This is a genomic window from Mucilaginibacter sp. NFX135 (assembly GCF_048565145.1).
Classification (GTDB): Bacteria; Bacteroidota; Bacteroidia; order Sphingobacteriales; family Sphingobacteriaceae; genus Mucilaginibacter.
Window position 1 is genome coordinate 1,683,386 of record NZ_CP183412.1, and the last position, 20,135, is coordinate 1,703,520.

Here is a 20,135-nt window from a genome sequence, read left to right on the forward strand (position 1 = left end):
AAACAAAGGAGACTATGTCTTACAAAAAGGATAATAAAATCAAAAGTAATTTCACCACAATTACGATCAGCTTGGCCTCTCCTGAGTCCATCCTTGAGCGTTCAAGCGGTGAGGTTTTAAAACCAGAAACCATCAACTACAGGACCTATAAACCTGAGCGCGATGGTTTATTCTGCGAACGTATTTTTGGTCCGGTTAAAGATTATGAGTGCCATTGCGGTAAATATAAACGTATCCGTTACAAAGGTATCGTGTGCGACCGTTGCGGTGTTGAAGTAACCGAAAAGAAAGTACGCCGCGAGCGCATGGGCCACATTAACCTTGTAGTTCCTGTTGCTCATATCTGGTACTTCCGTTCATTACCAAACAAAATTGGTTACCTTTTAGGCTTGCCAACAAAAAGGCTTGACCTGATCATATACTACGAGCGTTATGTAGTTATCCAACCAGGTATCAAAGAAGCTGATGGTATCAATAAAATGGATTTCCTGACAGAAGAGGAATATCTTGACGTATTAGACACCCTTCCAAAAGAAAATCAGTATCTTGATGACAAAGATCCACAGAAATTTGTGGCCAAAATGGGCGCTGAGGCTCTTGAAGAGTTATTAAAGCGCCTTGACTTGGATGAGTTATCATTCAGCCTTCGTCACCAGGCAGCAAACGAAACTTCACAACAACGTAAAAACGAAGCTTTAAAACGTTTACAGGTTGTTGAGGCTTTCCGTGATGCTAAAACCCGTATCGAGAATAACCCTGAGTGGATGATCGTAAAGATCGTTCCGGTTATCCCGCCTGAGTTGCGTCCGTTGGTACCACTGGAAGGTGGCCGTTTCGCTACTTCGGATCTGAATGACCTTTACCGTCGTGTAATTATCCGTAACAACCGTTTAAAACGTTTGATCGAGATCAAAGCACCGGAAGTTATATTACGTAACGAAAAACGTATGTTACAGGAAGCTGTTGACTCGTTATTCGATAACTCACGTAAAGTAAACGCGGTAAAAACAGAAGGTAACCGTGCCCTGAAATCACTTTCAGACATCCTGAAAGGTAAACAAGGCCGTTTCCGTCAAAACTTATTAGGTAAACGTGTGGATTACTCTGCCCGTTCGGTAATTGTTGTAGGTCCAAACCTTAAATTACACGAGTGCGGTTTACCAAAAGATATGGCTGCCGAGTTGTTTAAACCATTTATCATTCGCAAAATGATTGAGCGTGGTGTGGTTAAAACAGTAAAATCTGCCAAAAAAATAGTTGACCGTAAAGACCCATTAGTTTGGGACATTTTGGAAAACGTATTAAAAGGACACCCTGTATTACTAAACCGTGCGCCTACGCTGCACAGGTTAGGTATTCAGTCGTTCCAGCCAAAACTGGTTGAAGGTAAAGCGATCCAATTGCACCCATTAACTTGTACAGCCTTCAACGCGGATTTTGACGGTGACCAGATGGCCGTTCACGTACCCCTTGGTAACGCGGCAATTTTGGAAGCCCAAATTTTGATGCTTGCATCACACAACATTCTTAACCCTGCCAACGGTACACCTATTACTGTACCATCACAGGACATGGTGCTTGGTTTGTATTACATAACCAAAGGCCGTAAAACAGATGCAACCCGTGTGGTAAAAGGCGAAGGTTTAACCTTCTACTCTGCAGAGGAAGTTATTATCGCTTATAACGAGAAAAAACTTGACCTGCATGCCTTTATTAAAGTTAAAGGTTTAGTAAAAGAAAAAGATGGCAGCATAGTAAGCAAAATCATTGATACTACCGTAGGCCGCGTGTTGTTTAATCAGCATGTACCGGTTGAAGTAGGTTACATCAACGAATTGCTGACTAAAAAATCACTGCGTGATATTATTGGTGAGGTAGTGAAAATTACCGGTATGGCCCGTGCAGCTCAATTCCTTGATGATATTAAGGAGTTAGGTTTCAAAATGGCATTCCAGGGTGGTTTATCATTTAACCTGAAGGATATCAATATCCCTGCAGAAAAAGTTACACTGATCGAAACAGCTTCTAAACAAGTTGAAGAGGTAATGGGTAACTACAACATGGGTTTCATTACCAACAACGAGCGTTATAACCAAATTATCGATATCTGGACACGTATCAACAACCGCTTAACCGCGAATGTAATGGACATCCTGAGTAACGATAACCAGGGCTTTAATTCGGTATACATGATGCTTGATTCTGGTGCCCGTGGTTCCAAAGAGCAGATCCGTCAGCTTGCCGGTATGCGTGGTTTGATGGCTAAACCTCAAAAATCAGGTTCAGGTGGAGAGATCATTGAAAACCCGATCCTTTCAAACTTTAAAGAAGGTTTGTCGGTATTGGAGTATTTCATCTCTACTCACGGTGCCCGTAAAGGTTTGGCGGATACGGCGTTAAAAACAGCAGATGCTGGTTACTTAACCCGTAGGTTGCATGACGTTGCCCAGGATATGATCGTAGGTGAAGTTGATTGCGGTACTTTAAGAGGTATCTACACAACTGCACTAAAAGATAACGAAGATATTGTTGAGCCACTATATGACCGTATCTTAGGCCGTACTACCTTGCATGATGTACATGACCCTATCACCAACGAATTGTTGGCGTCTGCAGGTCAGGATATCACAGAAGAGGTAGGTAAAAAAATCGAAAATTCTCCATTAGAAGGTATCGAAATACGTTCAGTATTAACCTGCGAAAGCAAACGCGGTGTTTGTGCACTTTGCTATGGCCGTAACCTGGCCAGTGGTAAACGTGTGCAAAAAGGTGAGGCTGTGGGTGTAATTGCTGCACAGTCTATCGGTGAGCCGGGTACACAGTTAACACTACGTACCTTCCACGTGGGTGGTACTGCATCAAACATTGCTGCAGAATCACAGATCAATGCTAAGTTTGATGGTATCATTGAATTTGAAAACGTACGTACGGTTGAATATACTACTGCCGAAGAAGGTAAAGTAGATGTGGTATTAGGTCGTTCAGGTGAATTCCGTATCATTGAAGAAGGCAGCAATAAGGTAATTGTTACCAATAACATCCCATACGGTTCATACCTGTATGTAAAAGATGGCAGCAAAATAACCAGAGGCGACCGTATTTGTTCATGGGATCCGTATAACGCGGTGATCATATCTGAATTTGCAGGTTTAACCCAGTTTGAGGCTGTATTGGATGGTATCACTTTCCGCGAAGAATCAGATGAACAAACTGGTCACCGCGAAAAAGTAATTATCGATACCAGGGATAAAACTAAAAACCCTGTTATTCAAATTACTGATACAAAAGGTAACATCATCAAAGGATATAACATTCCGGTAGGGGCACACATCGCTGTTGAAGAAGGCGAAAAACTACAAACAGGACAGGTTATTGCTAAGATCCCTCGTTCAACTGGTAAAACCCGTGACATCACTGGTGGTTTGCCACGTGTAACCGAGTTATTTGAGGCTCGTAACCCATCAAACCCTGCTGTAGTAACAGAGATTGACGGTGTGGTAACCCTGGGTGGCGTTAAACGTGGTAATCGCGAGATCACTATCGAATCAAAAGACGGTCAGGTTAAAAAATACCTTGTTCCATTGTCAAAACACATCCTTGTACAGGACAACGACTTTGTGAAGGCTGGTATGCCATTGTCAGATGGTTCTATATCACCTGCTGATATCCTGGCTATTAAAGGCCCGGCTGCAGTACAGGAATACCTGGTAAATGGTATACAAGAGGTTTACCGTTTACAGGGTGTGAAGATCAACGATAAGCATTTTGAAGTTATCGTTCACCAGATGATGCAGAAAGTACAGATCGAAGACGCCGGTGATACCCGCTTCCTGGAACGTGAAGCTGTTGACAGCTGGGATTTCATGACCGAGAACGATGAAATATTTGACAAAAAGGTTGTTGTTGAGCCAGGTGATTCAACTACATTAAAAGCCGGTCAGATAGTTTCATTAAGAAGGCTGCGTGATGAAAACTCTGTTCTGAAACGTAGGGATCTGCGGTTGGTGGAGGTTCGTGATGCTATTCCTGCAACTTCAAGTCCGATACTGCAAGGTATTACCAGGGCTTCGTTAGGTACCAAATCATTTATCTCAGCTGCATCATTCCAGGAAACTACCAAGGTTCTGAATGAAGCCGCTATAGCAGGTAAAAAAGATCTGATGCTTGGCTTGAAAGAGAACGTTATTGTTGGTCACCTGATTCCTTCTGGTACAGGCTTACGTGAATATGAAAATATCCGTGTAGGTTCACAGGAAGAATTTGATCGCTTAATGGCTTCAAAAGCCGAAGAAATAGAAGCTTAATTATCCCTCGATATTAGTAAAGCCTCCCGTAAACCGGGAGGCTTTTTTGTTTTGTAGCCCTCAAAATGACAATTAATAGAATTTTTAAAAAAAAATAAAACAAAAGATAAACAAGGTGGTTTTAGAGTTTCATTGTTTACAATGAAGCATTCATACGAGAAGGCTGAACAATATTTGTTATTATTGGAAAGTTTTTGACAAATGAATAGCTTATTTTAGTAATATGGAAGAACAAAATGAAAATCAACTGAATATTGAACTTTCTGAAGAAATAGCAGAAGGGATTTATTCAAACCTGGCAATAATTACTCACTCGAGTTCAGAATTTGTACTTGATTTTATTAGAGTAATGCCCGGAATACCTAAGGCAAAAGTAAAGTCACGGATTATTTTAACACCGGAACATGCTAAACGTTTGTTAACCGCATTGGAAGACAATCTGGAGAAATTTGAATCGATTAATGGACGTATTAAAGTTCAGCAAGAGCCTTCCGGATTTCCAATGAATTTTGGCGGAACAATGGGGCAGGCTTGATTTTGATATTTGTATTAAAATGCCGTTAGAATTGATAATTGGCAATGAAAATGGGCATTTATTTGATAATATTTTTATTTTTTGTTTATTTATAGAAAAAGTGTGTAGATTGCGATGGATTTGTATGCGTATATTTTGCATCACTGCTATGATATGAGTGTAGTGATGATTGTACAAATTGAATACTAAAAATATTGTTTTCAGAGATTTATTCATCATTTTGTTTTTAATGTATAACGTAATAATCTTCTATAATTGAATGAATGTTAAAGTTAACCCAAAGAGAATTTTCGCATGATATTGAAACAACCATTTTTATTCTTACCCCTATTAATCCTTCTCATCTTATGATACTTAAAAAAAACTCTCTTTCAGTAGTTCAAAACTGAATACATAATTTAAAATATAGCTTAAAATATGATCAATTTCGACAGAATTAAAACCCCTATACTCTTTTTGACCATCATATTGTTATTTTCTTCGTGTTTTGATGCAAAGAAAATAGCATATTTTCAGAAGGCACCTAATCAATCAGATACGATATCGACCTCGCGTTTATATGTTCCGCATATTCAAACTGGTGACATTTTATCAATATATATAAACTCATTAAGTCCGGAAGCCAGTAGCTTTTTTAACCCTTACACTCAGGCAACCGGAGCAGTAGCTGCAAGCAGCGCCAATACCCAATCTTCAACACAGGGTATTTCTACGGCACCAGCACTTACCCAGTCTTCATCACCTGGTTTTTTAGTTGATGCATCCGGAAATATTGAATTACCGCTTATTGGCGTAATAAAAGTAAGTGGCCTTACTACAGTTGACGCAAGAGACACTATTAAAAGGCATTTATTGACATATTTGAAAGAACCAACCGTAACTGTACGTATTTCAAATTATAAGATTTCTGTATTAGGAGAGGTAGCCAAACCTTCTGTTTATGTTATCCCAAATGAACAGATCACACTTCCCGAAGCATTAAGTATGGCAGGTGATCTTACCATTTTTGCTAAAAGAAACAATATTCAGATAATTAGAGATGTAAATGGGAAAAAGGAGTTCGGCACCATTAATTTGAATAGCCGCGATGTGTTTAACTCTCCTTATTATTATTTACATGCAAACGATGTGGTGTATGTTGAACCGGGTAAAAGTAAGGCTCAGGTTAACGATAGAACATACATTCTGGTACCATCAGTGGTTAGTTTAATTACTGCTATAATTCTTCTTACAAAAAACTAATTTACAAGTATAACAATACATGAGCATCAACGATCTATCTAGCCAATTAGTAAAGGATACCATTGAGAATGAGGTTAGTTTTTGGGAGGTTAGTTATAAATATATAAGAAACTGGAAGTGGTTTGCTATATCTATAATTATTTTTATGGGCCTGGCCTATATATTCGCTGCTTACCAAATTCCACAATATAAAGTTGAAACCGACGTGTTAATCAAAGATGATAAAAACTCGGTAGGTGGCAATGAGAAGGATATCCTAAAGCAGCTTGACCTTAATTCATCAAATAAAATTATTGATAATGAAGTCCAAATTTTAAAGTCCAATACCTTAATGGAAAAAGTGGTGGATTCTTTGCACCTCCAAACGAATTATTACGTACGTAACCATATTTCAAAAAAAATTTTATACAAAAACAAACCTTTTAAAATTGACTTATTTAAAAGTAATTCGGAAAGTTATAATACAACCTGGAAAGTTCAGATCATAAATGATAATGAAGCTTTACTTAATGGTAAAAAAGTTCTGCTTAATCACCCGGTTGAAACAGACGCGGGTTTAATACAGATTACACCGCAAAATCCCAAAGGATCATTATATCATTATATTGTTTATGTGGATTTTATGACTGTTGCAGAAGTTGCACAGCAATATATTGATAAACTAAATATTGACCCGGCCAGCAAAGATGCAACTGTACTAATTATAACATTGGAAGATGCTGTTCCACAGCGGGGGCAGGATGTACTGAATAAACTGGTTGAGGTTTATAACAATGCAGCAATTGAAGATAAAAATAAAATTACTTCGGCTCAGCTAGTGTTTATTAAAGAAAGACTGGATGGCTTAGCCCAGGAATTAAATTTGGTCGAAAAAAATGTTTCCAATTATAAATCCAGCAATAGTATAACAGATGTTTCAGCTCAATCACAATTGTTTTTGCAAAACGTAGCAACGAATGATGTTGAGCTGAATAAACTAAATCTTGCGGAAGGTAGTATTAAAAACTTAGAGCAATATTTAAGTAGCTCTGATGATGATAAGGTAAATCTACCCTCTGTACTGGGGATTGATGATCCAACAATATTGGGTTTAGTTCAGCAATTAGCAGAGGCTAAGATAAAAAAAGAAAGTTTACTCCGCACCATACCTGAAACCAACCCTGTTGTTAGTTCTATTAATGATCAGATAAAATCGTTAAAGCAATCACTTTTAGAAACTGTACAGAACGTTAAACAGGGGATGGAAATAACCCGCAGCCAATTAAATAACCAAAGCAAAAAGTTTGAAAATATTATCAAAAGCGTTCCGTCAAAAGAGCGAGGTTTGATAGATGTAATGCGTGAACAGGAAATTAAAAACAATCTGTTTACATACCTTTTACAAAAACGCGAGGAAACAGCGCTGTCATTAGCTTCATCGGTAGCCGATAGCCGTACAATTGATGTGGCTAAGTTTGTTGATAAACCCATTAAACCGGTAAAAAAAGTTATCTATATTTTATTCTTTTTAGGTGGCATTTTAGTACCCTTCCTGATAATTTATTTGAGAGAATTATTAAATATTAAGGTAAGACGGCGGTCTGACATTGAGAAGTTTACCAAAACGCCAATTCTTAGTGAAATTGCGCACCTGGATGAAGTAGCTCCATTGGTAGTGGTTACAAGACCAAGGTCAAAAATATCAGAACAGATTAGGGTTTTAAGAACAAACTTACAATTTGTTAGCCCCGAAAAGGAACGTAAAGTTTTGTTATTTACATCAAATATAAGCGGTGAAGGTAAATCTTTTGTTTCCTTGAACTTGGGGGCAAGTTTAGCTACCACTGATAAAAAGGTGATAATATTAGAGCTCGATCTTCGCAAACCTAAATTACACTCGACTCTCGGAATAGAAAATACGACGGGTTTATCAAATTATCTTATAGGGAAAGTAAATTACAAAGACATTATAAGAAAAATACCTCAGTTGGATAACTATTTTATTATTACCAGTGGAGCTGTACCACATAATCCTGCTGAGCTGCTGGTTAATGGAAAGATTGAAATATTAATTAACGAACTCATTAAGGAATTTGATTATGTTTTACTTGATGCGCCACCTGTAGGATTAGTGACCGATGCGCAAATATTAAGCAAGTGGGCTGATGCCACTATGTTTATAGTAAGGCATAACTATACTGTTAAAGCCCATTTAAGAGCAATTGACGAATTATATCAGCGTAAAGTATTTAAGAATATGAATATCATATTCAATTCTGTTGATGCTGATCAGGCGTACGGCTATGGTTATGGCTATGGCTATGGTTATGGTTATTATGATGAAGCTAAGCCAGCGAAAGGACTATCCAAGCTTTTACGTCGAAATAAATAACTCATATATAGGGTGAAGCTACATTATGCAAATTCAAATGTATAAGTGTAGTTCATCAAATCTCGGATTCATAAATCTTAAATTTTGTTATAAAGATATATGAAGTTAACATGGTTCATAATTACAGCTGTTCATGAAAAATATACTGATAACCGGAGGGGCTGGCTTTATAGGTAGTAACCTTATAAAGAAGCTATTATCAACCAATAAATATAATGTAGTTTGCATTGATAATTTTGATGATTTTTATTCATTAAAGCAAAAGGACTTAAATATCAGTTCTTTTAAATATCATGAAAATTTCTCGCTTATCAGAGGCGACATTCGTAACCTGCAAGATTTAGAAAAAGCTGAAAAAATTGATGTAATAGTTCATCTGGCTGCTAAAGCTGGGGTACGACCGAGCATTTTAGATCCTATATTATACCAGGATGTAAATGTAAGTGGAACACAAAATTTACTTGAATTTGCCAGGAAAAATGATATCAAGCAGTTTGTGTTTGCCTCGTCAAGTAGTGTGTATGGTGTGAATGAAAATGTGCCTTGGCATGAAAATGAGCGATTGTTGCCCATCAGCCCTTATGCTTCAACAAAGCTTTCAGGTGAAATGCTGGGACATGTATATAGCCATTTATATGGCATAAGGTTTATAGCTTTAAGATTTTTTACTGTTTACGGCCCCGGTCAGCGCCCAGATCTTGCTATTCATAAGTTTTTTAAATCTATCCTCAATAATACTCCTATACCTGTTTTTGGGGATGGTTCAACAAGCAGAGATTACACTTTTGTTACTGATACCATTCAGGGTATCGAAGCCGCAATAGAGTATAGCGGATCTGAATTTGAAATCATTAATCTTGGAAATCATCAAACGGTAACATTAAAGGGGCTTATTGAAGCAATAGAAAACATCTGCGAAAAGAAAGCGATCATAAACAGATTGCCAAATCAGCCGGGTGATGTATCACAAACCTACGCTGATATTGCAAAAGCCGAAAAACTATTAGGCTATAAACCCCAGGTAAAGTTAGAAGAAGGCTTATCTTCTTTTTTGGAATGGTATAAGAAAGAATCGGAAAATATTTAGTAGTCGATTTCTTTGGACCAGTAGGATCAGGTATGGTTATCAAAATAATTAATTTAAAGATTTGGACCAAAGGATAAAGAAATTTCTTTCTGGATTATTAACGCAAGGCTTATTCCAGATTACATTTATGGTGCTGCAAATAACGATAGCCCCACTGTTGATAAAAAACGGTGGTTCAGCATCGTTAGGCGGGTATGCCTCTATCATGCAAATTGTGGGTTACCTTACCCTGCTTGATCTTGGCTTTACAAGCATGTTATCGCGCTATCTCTCCCAATCTTTTAACGATCCGGTTGACGGGAAAAAGAAATTTATAAATATTTTTAATATTGGCCGTTGGTACCTGTTTGTAGCTTGTGCCATCATGGGACTTATCATTGCTTTGTTAAGTTTCATTTTGCCTTCGTCACTGGGATTAAAAGATTCCTTACAAACGGATGCACGAAATGCAATGATCATATTAGCCATATGGTATTGTATCCGTTATTATTTTACCATGTTCAACATTGTTTTGTATGCAACACAAAACATGAAAGTTGCAAATATATGCCTCACTATAGGTATTTGTTTGCGATTTATTTTAACCTTAATTTTTATTAAGCTTCACTATGGTATTACAGGCATTGTTTTAGCCAATGTTATAGGAGATTTTCTGGCTGCATTTTCCCAGATGATATATTTCAAAGTGAAGAATCCGGATATAAAATTCTCCTGGAAGGTATACGACAAATCTGTATTTAAACAACTTTTTTCTTTCGGAATAGACTCATTTTTGATAAACATAGCAACCAGAGCATTTCAAAGTAGCACTGTTTTTATTGCCGGTATAATGGTAGGGGCTGTTTCTGCAGGGCATTATTATTCAATGGTTACCCCGCCCATGATGATGTTTACTTATATAAATTTAATCATGTATAACTTATTACCAGGAATGAACGAAATGGTAATAAAAGAGGAATGGGAAACCTTACGAAATCTATACCTGCAAACGTTGAAGTCAAAAATAACTATTTTGATAGCGGCATTTTGGGGGCTGATTTTATTTCACAAATACATAGTTTTGGTTTGGGTAGGACCAAGTCAGTATGAAGGATTTTACTTTACTATACTGCTTGCTTTTTACATGGCAGTAGTTACCCTTGCCAGTTTAAATGAAAATGTTCTAATTGTACTAGGCACCATCAGGTGGTATGCAAGGTTACAGGTTTGTATCACTATTGCAGGTTTATTGTTAACCGTTTTGGGTGGTTACTTTTTTGGTTTAAAAGGTATAGTGTTAGGAAACCTGATTGTACTTACCCCTTCGTCCTGTTATGTGTTTTATCGGTTAGCAAAACAACTTGAAATCCTAAATAGATTAAAGGAGGCATTACCATCGTTAAAATATACATTTATTATTAGTGCAGTATCGGTTTTGATTTTAATGGCAGATGAACGGGTTTCCGGTAAAATACATCTGGTTTTATTAATATTCACCGCTATAACTTATCTATTAATTTTATGGTTTACCGGTTTTAATGCAGAACAAAGAAAACAAACCTTAAACATAGTGAAAAAACGAAGATGAAGCTATTAGTAATGGGTAATAACGGACATCTTGGTGGCCTGAGTGTTCACTATACTACTTTGGTGAAGTACTTACAGAAGGCTGATTTCCAGATTATGTGCATTAATATAAATGATACAAATGATAAGATTTTCAATAATAAAAGTATTGAGGAAATTAGTATTCCGTACAAACCGACTACAATAATTGATAAGGTAAAAAAGGTTTTGAAACTTGCCGGTGCCGGGCGCAGGGCAAAAGCATTTGCTCCTGATGTATTTATTGCAACAGGCTTAGGCTATGGTTATGCACTGATAGCCTCTAAATTGCCAAAATCTACCTTTAAAATATTTGAGGAAGTGCATTTTGAAGCTACAGCCGATAAACTGAGGTTAAAAATGGTAAATGATTTTGATGCGGTTGCGGTACAAACAAAGGGGATGATCAAGCCATTTACATTAAATGTATCAACGAGTAAGCCTGTTGATTTTCTTCCCTGTTTTTCAAAAGAGTACGAGGCAGATAGTTATAAAGCTATACCAGCTTTAGATGAGGGTATCCGTATTGCTTATTTTGGACGCTTAGCCTGGAATAAAGGACTAAAGGATTTTATAAAGGCAACGGCTGCGGTTTTTAAAACTAATCAACATATAACACTGAATATTTACGGAGGCGGACCTGAAGCGAAAAGTATCCAGCAGGAAATCGATGACCAGGGTTTGAACAATCAGATCTTTTTGAAAGGGTTTTATAGTGATGCAGAATTTCCTGATCTTATCAGTAATCATCATGGCGTGATCATTCCTTCAATAGCTACAGAAGGTTTACCCTTGGCTTTAATTGAATCTATGCGATTTGGAAGGCCTGTTTTTGCAACCACAATTGGCGCAATGCCCGAAGTAGGCGAAACAAATAAGGAGGGCTTATTTATTTCAGAGATTGATAAAGATAGCCTGCATTCAAATTTTAGTAGCTTTATTGATATGATAAACGGGAACAAGTTTAGCGCCCAGTATATAAATAATATTTACGAAGAGAATTATAGCAATCTTGCATTTAACAGGACCTGGTTAAAAATGCTTAGTGATCCTAAAGGTTACTTCTCTGCTAGTAAAAGTACAGTATCATGAAAAAATTTAGCAATAAAAAAGTCTTAATCACAGGAGCTTCAGGTTTTTTAGGTACGTATTTGGCCGATTTATGTAGTCAGGAAGATGCAATGTTATATGGCATTGATATCCGGGAACCTTTTAAAAAAGAAATATGGAGCGGATTTTCAACAGCGGGATTATTAGATAATGAAACAGAATTGTTATTTAAAAATAACAGTTTCGACTATATATACCATTTGGCAGGTGGTGCGTCTATACAATTATCGGTAGAAAACCCCTCCGAAGATTTTAATAACCTGGTACCCCCAACATTAGCATTCCTGCAGTGGATAAAACAATATTGTTCTGCTGCACATTTTGTGCTTTTTTCAAGTGCCGCTGTTTACGGTAATCCAGATTCGTTGCCTATAAAGGAAACCGCTGTTTTAAAGCCTATTTCTCCTTATGGTATTCATAAATTACTGGCCGAAAATCTGGTTCAGCATTACAGCAATTATTATAACATAAGAAGCAGTGTTTTACGAATATTCTCTGCCTATGGAGAGGGCCTGCGTAAACAGCTTTTCTGGGATGTGCTTAACAGGTATAAGACATCACTGGATAAACTTCAGAACAATGAAGTGGTTGAATTAAGTTTATTTGGCACAGGTCAAGAATCAAGAGACTTTATTCATGCTAAGGATGTGGCACAGGCAGCTGTTTTAATTGCAACCTGCGATGCGAGTGAAGAAACACGGTTTAATGTATATAATGTTGCTAACGGTAAAGAAACTAGTATAGGGGAGGCTGCGAATTGTTTATTTAAAGAAGCTGTAAGTTTGCCTAATATTAAATTTGACGGAGTGGCTCGCACCGGTGATCCTGAAAAGTGGAGAGCGGATATAAGTAAATTACAACGTATAGGGTTTAAAGAAACCGTAAGTATTGATAGTGGCTTAAACTCGTTATATGAATGGTTTATGAATTTGAGTAACTGATAAGTTTAAATGCAAATAGTGTGCAATGTTGAAGTGGTAAAATAATGAGAGAGTTTTCGTTTATACTTTTATTGATTTCTACTATTATTCCTGTAATACAGGCATATAAGGATAGGGATAAAATATACCAGCTTCCATTTCTATATAGTATGGCAGTAATGGTGTGGATATTGCCTACTTTATTAGGAGTTATTGATAATAAAAAACTAGTAACAGATTCAGAGTATATCAGATATTGTTTGTTTTCAGTATTATGCTATTGGGCTGCAATAGTAGGATATATAACTTATGGCAATAAACGAAAACCTAAAGTTGAAGTTATTAATGCCTATGATCCCGATAAAATGAGCCGGTTTCTATATGTGATCATGGTTATATCTTTCGGTGCCCTCATTGTTATGGGGGGATATGATGCTGAATCCCGTAATGGGGGTACTTACGCGGTATTATTGTATCCTGCCCGCTGTTTACGCCCTGCTACAATTATGCTTTTAACGCTTTATTTAGTAAAACCGTCTAAAGACAAGATGTTTTTTTTGATTATATCTGTTTTATTTTCCCTTAAAATAATTATTATCGATGGACGGAGGAGTGAAGTGTTTAACCTCATGATCACAATTGTCTTTCCATTATTTTTTATAAAAAACATTAGGGTTAAAAGAAGTTTGATTCTGCCGGCGGTTTTTGTTGGGGTTTTTGTAATCACAGTTTTGCCAGCATATAGGAATTATTCACTAAAAGGAAACTTTAGTTCATTGGCCGATATTTCTCCAACAGCTGTAATGGCATCCTATGTAGTTGGGGACAATAGAAATGAGGTAGTTGATGCAGCCAGAAATGTCGAAGTAGCAGATCTAAGTGGTGATTATAACTGGGGAATAACCTTGTATAATGCATTTATTTATCAATATGCAAGTAGTAATATCTTTGGCGCCAAGTTTAAAGAAGAATTAATGATTCCTTATAATCTTGACCTTGTAAAATTAAGAGACCAGCATGCTAAATACGATGGAGATGAATACAGATATTACTTATCGCCAACCGGGTTTGCTGCGGTGTTTTTTGAATTTGGATATTTAGGTTTCATCTTGTTCTTTTTGTTCGCTATCATTACTAAAAGGTATTATTTAAAAGCTATCAGAAGGGATAATATATCAGCCATAATGTTTTATTGTTTTTTCTCCACATTTATCCTTTTTTCCATTTATGATTCTATGCTATTTATACCTACTAATATAATTATGTATCTGTTAGTATTTGTCGGGGCCAGAAAGTTTTCCCGAATTCATAAAAAGTTTTATATAATGGAAAAGGTTTAAAGATGACAAAATTTATAGTTGGGCAATTGGGTGTTCCAAGACATTCTGCTGCTGCCAAAGCACTTTACGAAAGAGGGTTACTGGATCAGTTTGTTACTGATACTTATTTTTCTACAAAAGGAAGTTTGGCTAATCTTCCATTAATTGGCCCAAAACTAACCGCAAAATATAAAAAATATGATCCGGGTTTCACCAATGATGTGGTGTCTGGTGATTGGCTAGGTGCACTGTCATTTCGTTTCAGGCTAAAGTATTCCGACCGGATAACTGCTTTTAAAGCTGCAAATAAACGTTTAGGCGATAGATTGATAGCTTATGCAAAGGATAAGCAGCCTGGTAAATATTTTGGCTTTGATACTATTAGTATCGATTTTTTGGAATGGGGGCATGATAAAGGATGGAAAGCATATCTGGAACAATGCGTAGCTCCCCGAAGTAGTCAAATTGAAATGTGGCAGCTTTTTCAAGAAAAATATGGGATTGATTACTCTTCACATATTGATTATTGCCGCTTTCAACAGGATATTGAACGTAAGGAATGGGGTTACTCAAGTAATATCATTGTCCCATCTGAGTATGTGAAAAATGAACTGATTAAAGATGGATCAGTTGATATAAACAAAGTTTCCGTAGTGAACTATGGGTATACACCCAATGTGAGCCGGGAAACCATTCTTAATCAAATAGAACAGAAATTTGCGAAAAAGCAGAATTCATTTAATATTTTATTTGCTGGCAACTCAGGATACAGGAAAGGCATAAAAGATATTTTAACTATAGCCGAGGCATTTAAAAATGAGCCGGTACAATTTCTTTTGGCGGGTCTTTTAGAAAATGACGCTCAGGACCTGGTACAAAAGTATCCCAATAAAAATTTAATTTACTTAGGAAAGCTATCAAATGAGGAGTTGGCTAAACAATATTTAAATGCCGATCTGTTTTTCTTTCCGTCTTACCTGGAAGGTTCAGCCTTAGTTTTAATTGAAGCCATGAGCTGGGGATTGCCTATTGTAACAACCTATCAAAGCGGAAGTGTTATTGAAGATGGCCTAAACGGTTTTTTAAATAATTCCGGAGATGTAGAGGGGTTGAAAAGCAGTATCACTAAATTGTTAGCTCAACCCGAATTGAGATTTAACATGGCTATTAGTTCGTTGGAAAAATCGGCTCTTTATTCAGTCAAAGAATATGGAATAAAACTGACTGATGTTTTAATAAATAAATAATCCCCTAAAATTAATTATTAAAAAGGATAAGATAAGATGCACGAAAAAGAATTTGCAAGACCTGCAACTGGCAGCACCCTTCAAAAAATACGTGCTTTCGGCCCTCGGTTACCTTTTGCATTAGTATGGTATTTTGGCAGGTGGATAAGACAAAAGTTTAACCTAATCTGGATGCTCACCGCTGGCCGGTATGGCTTTAGGCACATCGGAAAAAATGTAGCTATTGATGGCATGCCGGAATTTATCTGGCCTTGTGCCGATATACGATTAATGGATAACGTACGCATCGGAAAACGGTGTGTTTTCCAGGGGGCACCGCAATCAAAAATAGTTATCGGCAATAAGGTGTCCATAAACGATGGTTGCTATATTACCTCACTCTTCTCTATAACCATAGGTGAAAGTACATCCATAGGTGAGTATACCAGTATAAGAGACTATAACCACAAGTTTGACGATGTACACGTCACTATAAAAAATCAAGACTATTACGGCGCCCCCATTGAAATTGGTAAAGATTGTTGGATAGGCCGGGGCTGTATCATTTTACCTGGTGTTATAATAGGTGATGGAGCAGTAATTGGAGCAAATTCAGTTGTAAGTAAGGATGTGCCTGCATACTCGGTGGTGGCAGGAGTACCCGCCAAAGTAATTAAAATGCGAAACAATGGAGAATGATTTAAAAGGCTTTTTTGTTGATAAATCATCAGATGTAAGAAAGCGTCAGAAACTATCGTTAGGGCAATCTATTTGCTTGACTTTTTATTATTGCATTGCCAAACATTTACCTGATACCCCGTTGCCTTTAAGCGGGTTGAGCATGCGGATAAGAAAAATGCTGGCCAGAAAGATATTTAGAAAAGCCGCTAAAAATTTCAAAGTACACGCAGATGTGGATTTTGGAACTGGCGTAAATGTAGAGATTGGTGAAAATTCATCATTAAATAAAGGCGCCTGGATAGGCAATGATACGGTGATTGGTAATGAAGTGATGATGGGGCCCAATGTTTCCATTCTGTCGGCCAGCCATCATTTTAGTGATGTTACTATACCTATGACACACCAGGGAGCCACTCCTCGTAAACCTGTAATTATAGGTGATGATGTTTGGATTGGTACCCGTACCATAATACTCCCGGGAGTACATGTAGGCAGCCATTCTATAGTAGGGGCGGGCAGTGTTGTGACAAAGGATGTACCTGAATGGGCTATTGTTGGTGGCAATCCGGCTAAAATAATTCGTTACAGAAAATAAATATATGCTATGAAAGTACTTTTATTGAGTGCCTCTAACTCTCGTAATGCAGGAGGCTTGTACAACAGTGTCAGAAACCTGGGGCAGTCCCTTTTTAAATTAGATGACATAGATCCTGTTGTATTAGCTTTCAGGGATGAGTACAGCGACCTGGATATAAAAGCATACGAACCGCTTAAATTGGAGGAATATCATATAGTCGGCACCCCTAAGTTAGCTTACTCCCGCGATCTTAAGAGTAAGGTATATCAGATAATGCCTGATATTACACATACTCAGGGAATTTATTTATATTCATCCTATGTGAATTTAAAATACTCACAAAAAAACCACAAGCCTTACTTAATAGCCCCGCGAGGTATGTTAGATAAATGGATACTAAACGTACGGGGTTGGAAGAAAAAGATCGGCTTAACTTTATACGAAAGCGAGCACCTGAAAAACGCAAGTTGTATACATGCCCTTGGCGAGCCTGAATATGAGGCAATCAGAAGTTTTGGTTGTAAAAATCCGATAGCTATTGTTCCTAATGGTGTTTTTTTACCTGCTAAAACACCTCCGGCTGATGGTGTAATACCAGATTGGAAGGTTAATGACAATCGTAAAACCCTATTGTTTTTGAGTAGGCTGCACCCTAAAAAAGGTATTGAAAACTTAATGCATGCCTGGGCTAAAATAGGTAGTGATAAAAAGAACTGGAAAATTGCCATTGCCGGCGAAAGCAATGGTAAAGAGTATTTAAATACCTTGTTACAGTTACAAGCTAAACTGGGTCTGCAAAAGGATGTTATTTTTATAGGACCGCAGTTTCATAAAGAGAAGGATATGTGTTTTCGGTCGGTGGACGCATTTATTCTGCCATCGTTTAGCGAGGGTATGCCAATGGCAGTGCTTGAAGCCTGGTCATATAATTTACCCGTTGTAATTACGCCGGCCTGTAACCTTCCGGAAGGCTTTACGGCCAATGCGGCATTGAAAATTGAGCCCGATGCCGATGATATTGCAAGGGGATTAAACGAGTTTTTTGCTATGTCTGATCAGGAACTTACTATCATGGGTAATAACGGATATGAACTGGTAAAGCAAAAATTTACATGGGAGTCAATAGCGGTACAAATGAAAGATGTGTATAGCTGGGCAATTAATAATACACCCCCACCTGCAACGATAAAATTTGATTAGGAATAACAACTAATACACCTCTTTCTTTTAAGAGGATAAAAAATGATTTTAAAAAAGATGGTTAACTCGTTAAAAAAAATCAGTACAAGTCTCTTTTCAGAGATAACGGAAATCCCCGAAATATTAAAGCAGTCTCATTATCCTTCACTTGATGGCTTTAGGGGTGTTTCTATAATCTTTGTTATTATTTTCCACATCAACGAAGGAAAAAACTTTTTAATTTTTAACGGCGGCCTTGGGGTAGCTATCTTTTTTGTAATCAGCGGTTTCCTGATAACAACGTTGCTTATTAAGGAAAAAGTTAAAACCAAAACGATATCTCTTAAACGGTTTTATATAAGACGTTTGCTAAGGATATTTCCGGTTGCGTATCTGTATATATTTGTAGTTCTGTTACTGAATTACTTCTTTAAATTACATATAAGTTTTGTAACCTTTGTTGCTGCCGGGCTTTATATAATGAACTTCTCTTATTTTCTTAAACACTATAATTCCATAATTACACAGCATTTTTGGTCATTATCGGTTGAAGAGCAGTTTTATATGTTTTTCCCTTACCTGCTAAAAAAGAACTTTAAGGTTTACTTGTGGATAATCATTTTTATAGTGTTTTTATTACCCGTTATTTTGTTATTAGCTGACTATGTTCACCAGTTAAATACAGGTATTGTGTATGCTGGTACCCATTATCTAATTAAATTTCAAAGCATTGCTGTAGGTTGCTTATTTTCTGTATTGATGTTTAAAAACTATTTTAATTTTACGTTTATCTCAAAATATAAAGTAGTTATTAACCTACTTATTATAGCCTCATTTTTCTTTATTCAGTATGATCAGAACTATAGTGTGAAAATTGTATTCACAAATCTCCTGATCTCATTTTTGGCGGCGTATCTAATAATTTCAAACCTGGTGCATAGCAGCGATTTTATTTTTAAATTTTTAAATTCAAAAATAATGGGATTTATAGGGGTGCTCTCATACAGTCTTTACATATGGCAGCAACTATTTACTACCACAACAAAAAACCTGCCTCCTTTTATGAGCAAGCTGCCATTTAATATTTGCTTATTGGTTATTGTGGCTTGTATATCTTACTATTTTTACGAAAAGAAATTTTTAAAGCTAAAGGATCGGTTTGAACCCAAAACAAAATAATTTTTCAGCATGTTCTGATAAGCGTTTTTGCTTAGTTCTTCCACCTGTTTTTTACAAAGGTTGCGGGGTTGCCCTTATATATCCTATTGGCGGGTAAACTAGATACAACAATTGTACCTGCGGTTACAATTGTATCTACACCCACTGTAACGTTAGGCCCAATAAAACAGCTTGCACCGACCCATGCACCATCTTCAATGGTGATAGGGCCATTGCGGTATGGCATTGTTGGATCAAGGTAATTATGATTACCACCACACAGAAATGCTCTTTGGGAGATACATGCATTATTGCCGATTACAGCTTTATCAAAGTTTAATATAAACACCTCTTCTCCTATCCATACATCATCGCCAATTTCAAGGTTCCATGGCATATGAATATTTACACGAGGTTTAATAACCACGCCGGTGCCAACTTTGGCTCCGAATAATTTTAAAAGAAACTTTTTAAGCGCGTTAGGGAAGGGGAAAGCGGTCAGAAAAAACACCATTTTAAACAAATACCAGCTTACTACTTTTAACTTGGATGCCTTACGGTCAAAATTTGTTGCAGGGTTAAAATCCTTAAGCCTGACTTTTGATTGAATGTTTTCCGGAATCATTAATAATTGTTATCGGGTTGTTGATGTAATGTACTATTATTGTATATCTGCAGTATAAATTAAGAGAGAGAATTTATTTATAAAAAAAGAAAACACAAAGAGGCTCTTTTTGTTTATTGCTCAAATCGAATAAATTAATTGTTGCACAAATATGTAAATCTATTTGATTGTTGTAAAACGATTAATGATTTATCACAGCTAAATTAACCTTAAAATA

At 36.8% G+C, this 20,135-nt stretch carries 15 protein-coding genes; 14 read left to right on the forward strand and 1 reads right to left on the reverse strand.

The window, feature by feature from the left end; all coding sequences use genetic code 11:
- Window positions 1-14 precede the first annotated feature (14 nt).
- The 14 genes from rpoC (at window position 15) to ACNURT_RS07425 (ending at window position 19,314) form a co-directional block, all read left to right on the forward strand.
- Entirely contained in the window at window positions 15-4,304 is a 4,290-nt protein-coding gene (gene rpoC / locus ACNURT_RS07360; protein ID WP_419701179.1) for a DNA-directed RNA polymerase subunit beta', read from the forward strand.
- A 223-nt stretch (window positions 4,305-4,527) separates the two neighbouring features.
- Window positions 4,528-4,839 carry a DUF3467 domain-containing protein gene (locus tag ACNURT_RS07365; RefSeq protein WP_419701180.1) on the forward strand — a complete coding sequence of 104 codons (312 nt, stop codon included), beginning with the start codon at window positions 4,528-4,530 and terminating at the stop codon, window positions 4,837-4,839.
- Window positions 4,840-5,256: 417 nt separating this feature from the next.
- Entirely contained in the window at window positions 5,257-6,081 is an 825-nt protein-coding gene (locus tag ACNURT_RS07370) for a polysaccharide biosynthesis/export family protein (protein WP_419701181.1), read from the forward strand.
- A gap of 19 nt (window positions 6,082-6,100) precedes the next feature.
- On the forward strand, window positions 6,101-8,452 hold the full coding sequence (locus ACNURT_RS07375) for a GumC family protein (protein WP_419701182.1): 2,352 nt from the start codon (window positions 6,101-6,103) through the stop codon (window positions 8,450-8,452).
- A gap of 133 nt (window positions 8,453-8,585) precedes the next feature.
- The gene (locus ACNURT_RS07380) at window positions 8,586-9,539 is read left to right on the forward strand and encodes a GDP-mannose 4,6-dehydratase (protein ID WP_419701183.1); all 954 of its coding nucleotides are present in this window, start codon (window positions 8,586-8,588) and stop codon (window positions 9,537-9,539) included.
- A 61-nt stretch (window positions 9,540-9,600) separates the two neighbouring features.
- Complete coding sequence (locus ACNURT_RS07385) at window positions 9,601-11,106, forward strand: lipopolysaccharide biosynthesis protein (RefSeq protein ID WP_419701184.1); 1,506 nt, start codon at window positions 9,601-9,603, stop codon at window positions 11,104-11,106.
- Complete coding sequence (locus ACNURT_RS07390) at window positions 11,103-12,215, forward strand: glycosyltransferase family 4 protein (protein ID WP_419701185.1); 1,113 nt, start codon at window positions 11,103-11,105, stop codon at window positions 12,213-12,215. Before ACNURT_RS07385 ends, ACNURT_RS07390 begins: the two co-directional genes overlap by 4 nt.
- A complete protein-coding gene (locus ACNURT_RS07395; RefSeq protein ID WP_419701186.1) occupies window positions 12,212-13,174 on the forward strand; it encodes an NAD-dependent epimerase/dehydratase family protein in 963 nt (320 codons plus the stop codon). The genes ACNURT_RS07390 and ACNURT_RS07395 overlap by 4 nt, the downstream gene beginning before the upstream one ends.
- A gap of 44 nt (window positions 13,175-13,218) precedes the next feature.
- Window positions 13,219-14,493: an O-antigen polymerase gene (locus ACNURT_RS07400; protein ID WP_419701187.1), complete on the forward strand. Its 1,275-nt coding sequence runs from the start codon at window positions 13,219-13,221 to the stop codon at window positions 14,491-14,493.
- Between the two features lie 2 nt (window positions 14,494-14,495).
- On the forward strand, window positions 14,496-15,719 hold the full coding sequence (locus ACNURT_RS07405; RefSeq protein ID WP_419701188.1) for a glycosyltransferase family 4 protein: 1,224 nt from the start codon (window positions 14,496-14,498) through the stop codon (window positions 15,717-15,719).
- Window positions 15,720-15,755: 36 nt separating this feature from the next.
- Entirely contained in the window at window positions 15,756-16,397 is a 642-nt protein-coding gene (locus ACNURT_RS07410) for an acyltransferase (RefSeq protein ID WP_419701189.1), read from the forward strand.
- A complete protein-coding gene (locus ACNURT_RS07415; RefSeq protein WP_419701190.1) occupies window positions 16,387-16,974 on the forward strand; it encodes an acyltransferase in 588 nt (195 codons plus the stop codon). The genes ACNURT_RS07410 and ACNURT_RS07415 overlap by 11 nt, the downstream gene beginning before the upstream one ends.
- A gap of 9 nt (window positions 16,975-16,983) precedes the next feature.
- On the forward strand, window positions 16,984-18,156 hold the full coding sequence (locus ACNURT_RS07420; RefSeq protein WP_419701191.1) for a glycosyltransferase: 1,173 nt from the start codon (window positions 16,984-16,986) through the stop codon (window positions 18,154-18,156).
- A 57-nt stretch (window positions 18,157-18,213) separates the two neighbouring features.
- Window positions 18,214-19,314, forward strand: a complete 1,101-nt coding sequence (locus tag ACNURT_RS07425; RefSeq protein ID WP_419702117.1) for an acyltransferase family protein — start codon at window positions 18,214-18,216, stop codon at window positions 19,312-19,314.
- A 31-nt stretch (window positions 19,315-19,345) separates the two neighbouring features.
- Here the strand turns inward: ACNURT_RS07425 and ACNURT_RS07430 are convergent, their stop codons facing one another.
- Window positions 19,346-19,918, reverse strand: coding sequence for a WcaF family extracellular polysaccharide biosynthesis acetyltransferase (locus tag ACNURT_RS07430; protein WP_419701192.1), 573 nt, complete (start codon window positions 19,916-19,918; stop codon window positions 19,346-19,348).
- Window positions 19,919-20,135: the final 217 nt, after the last annotated feature.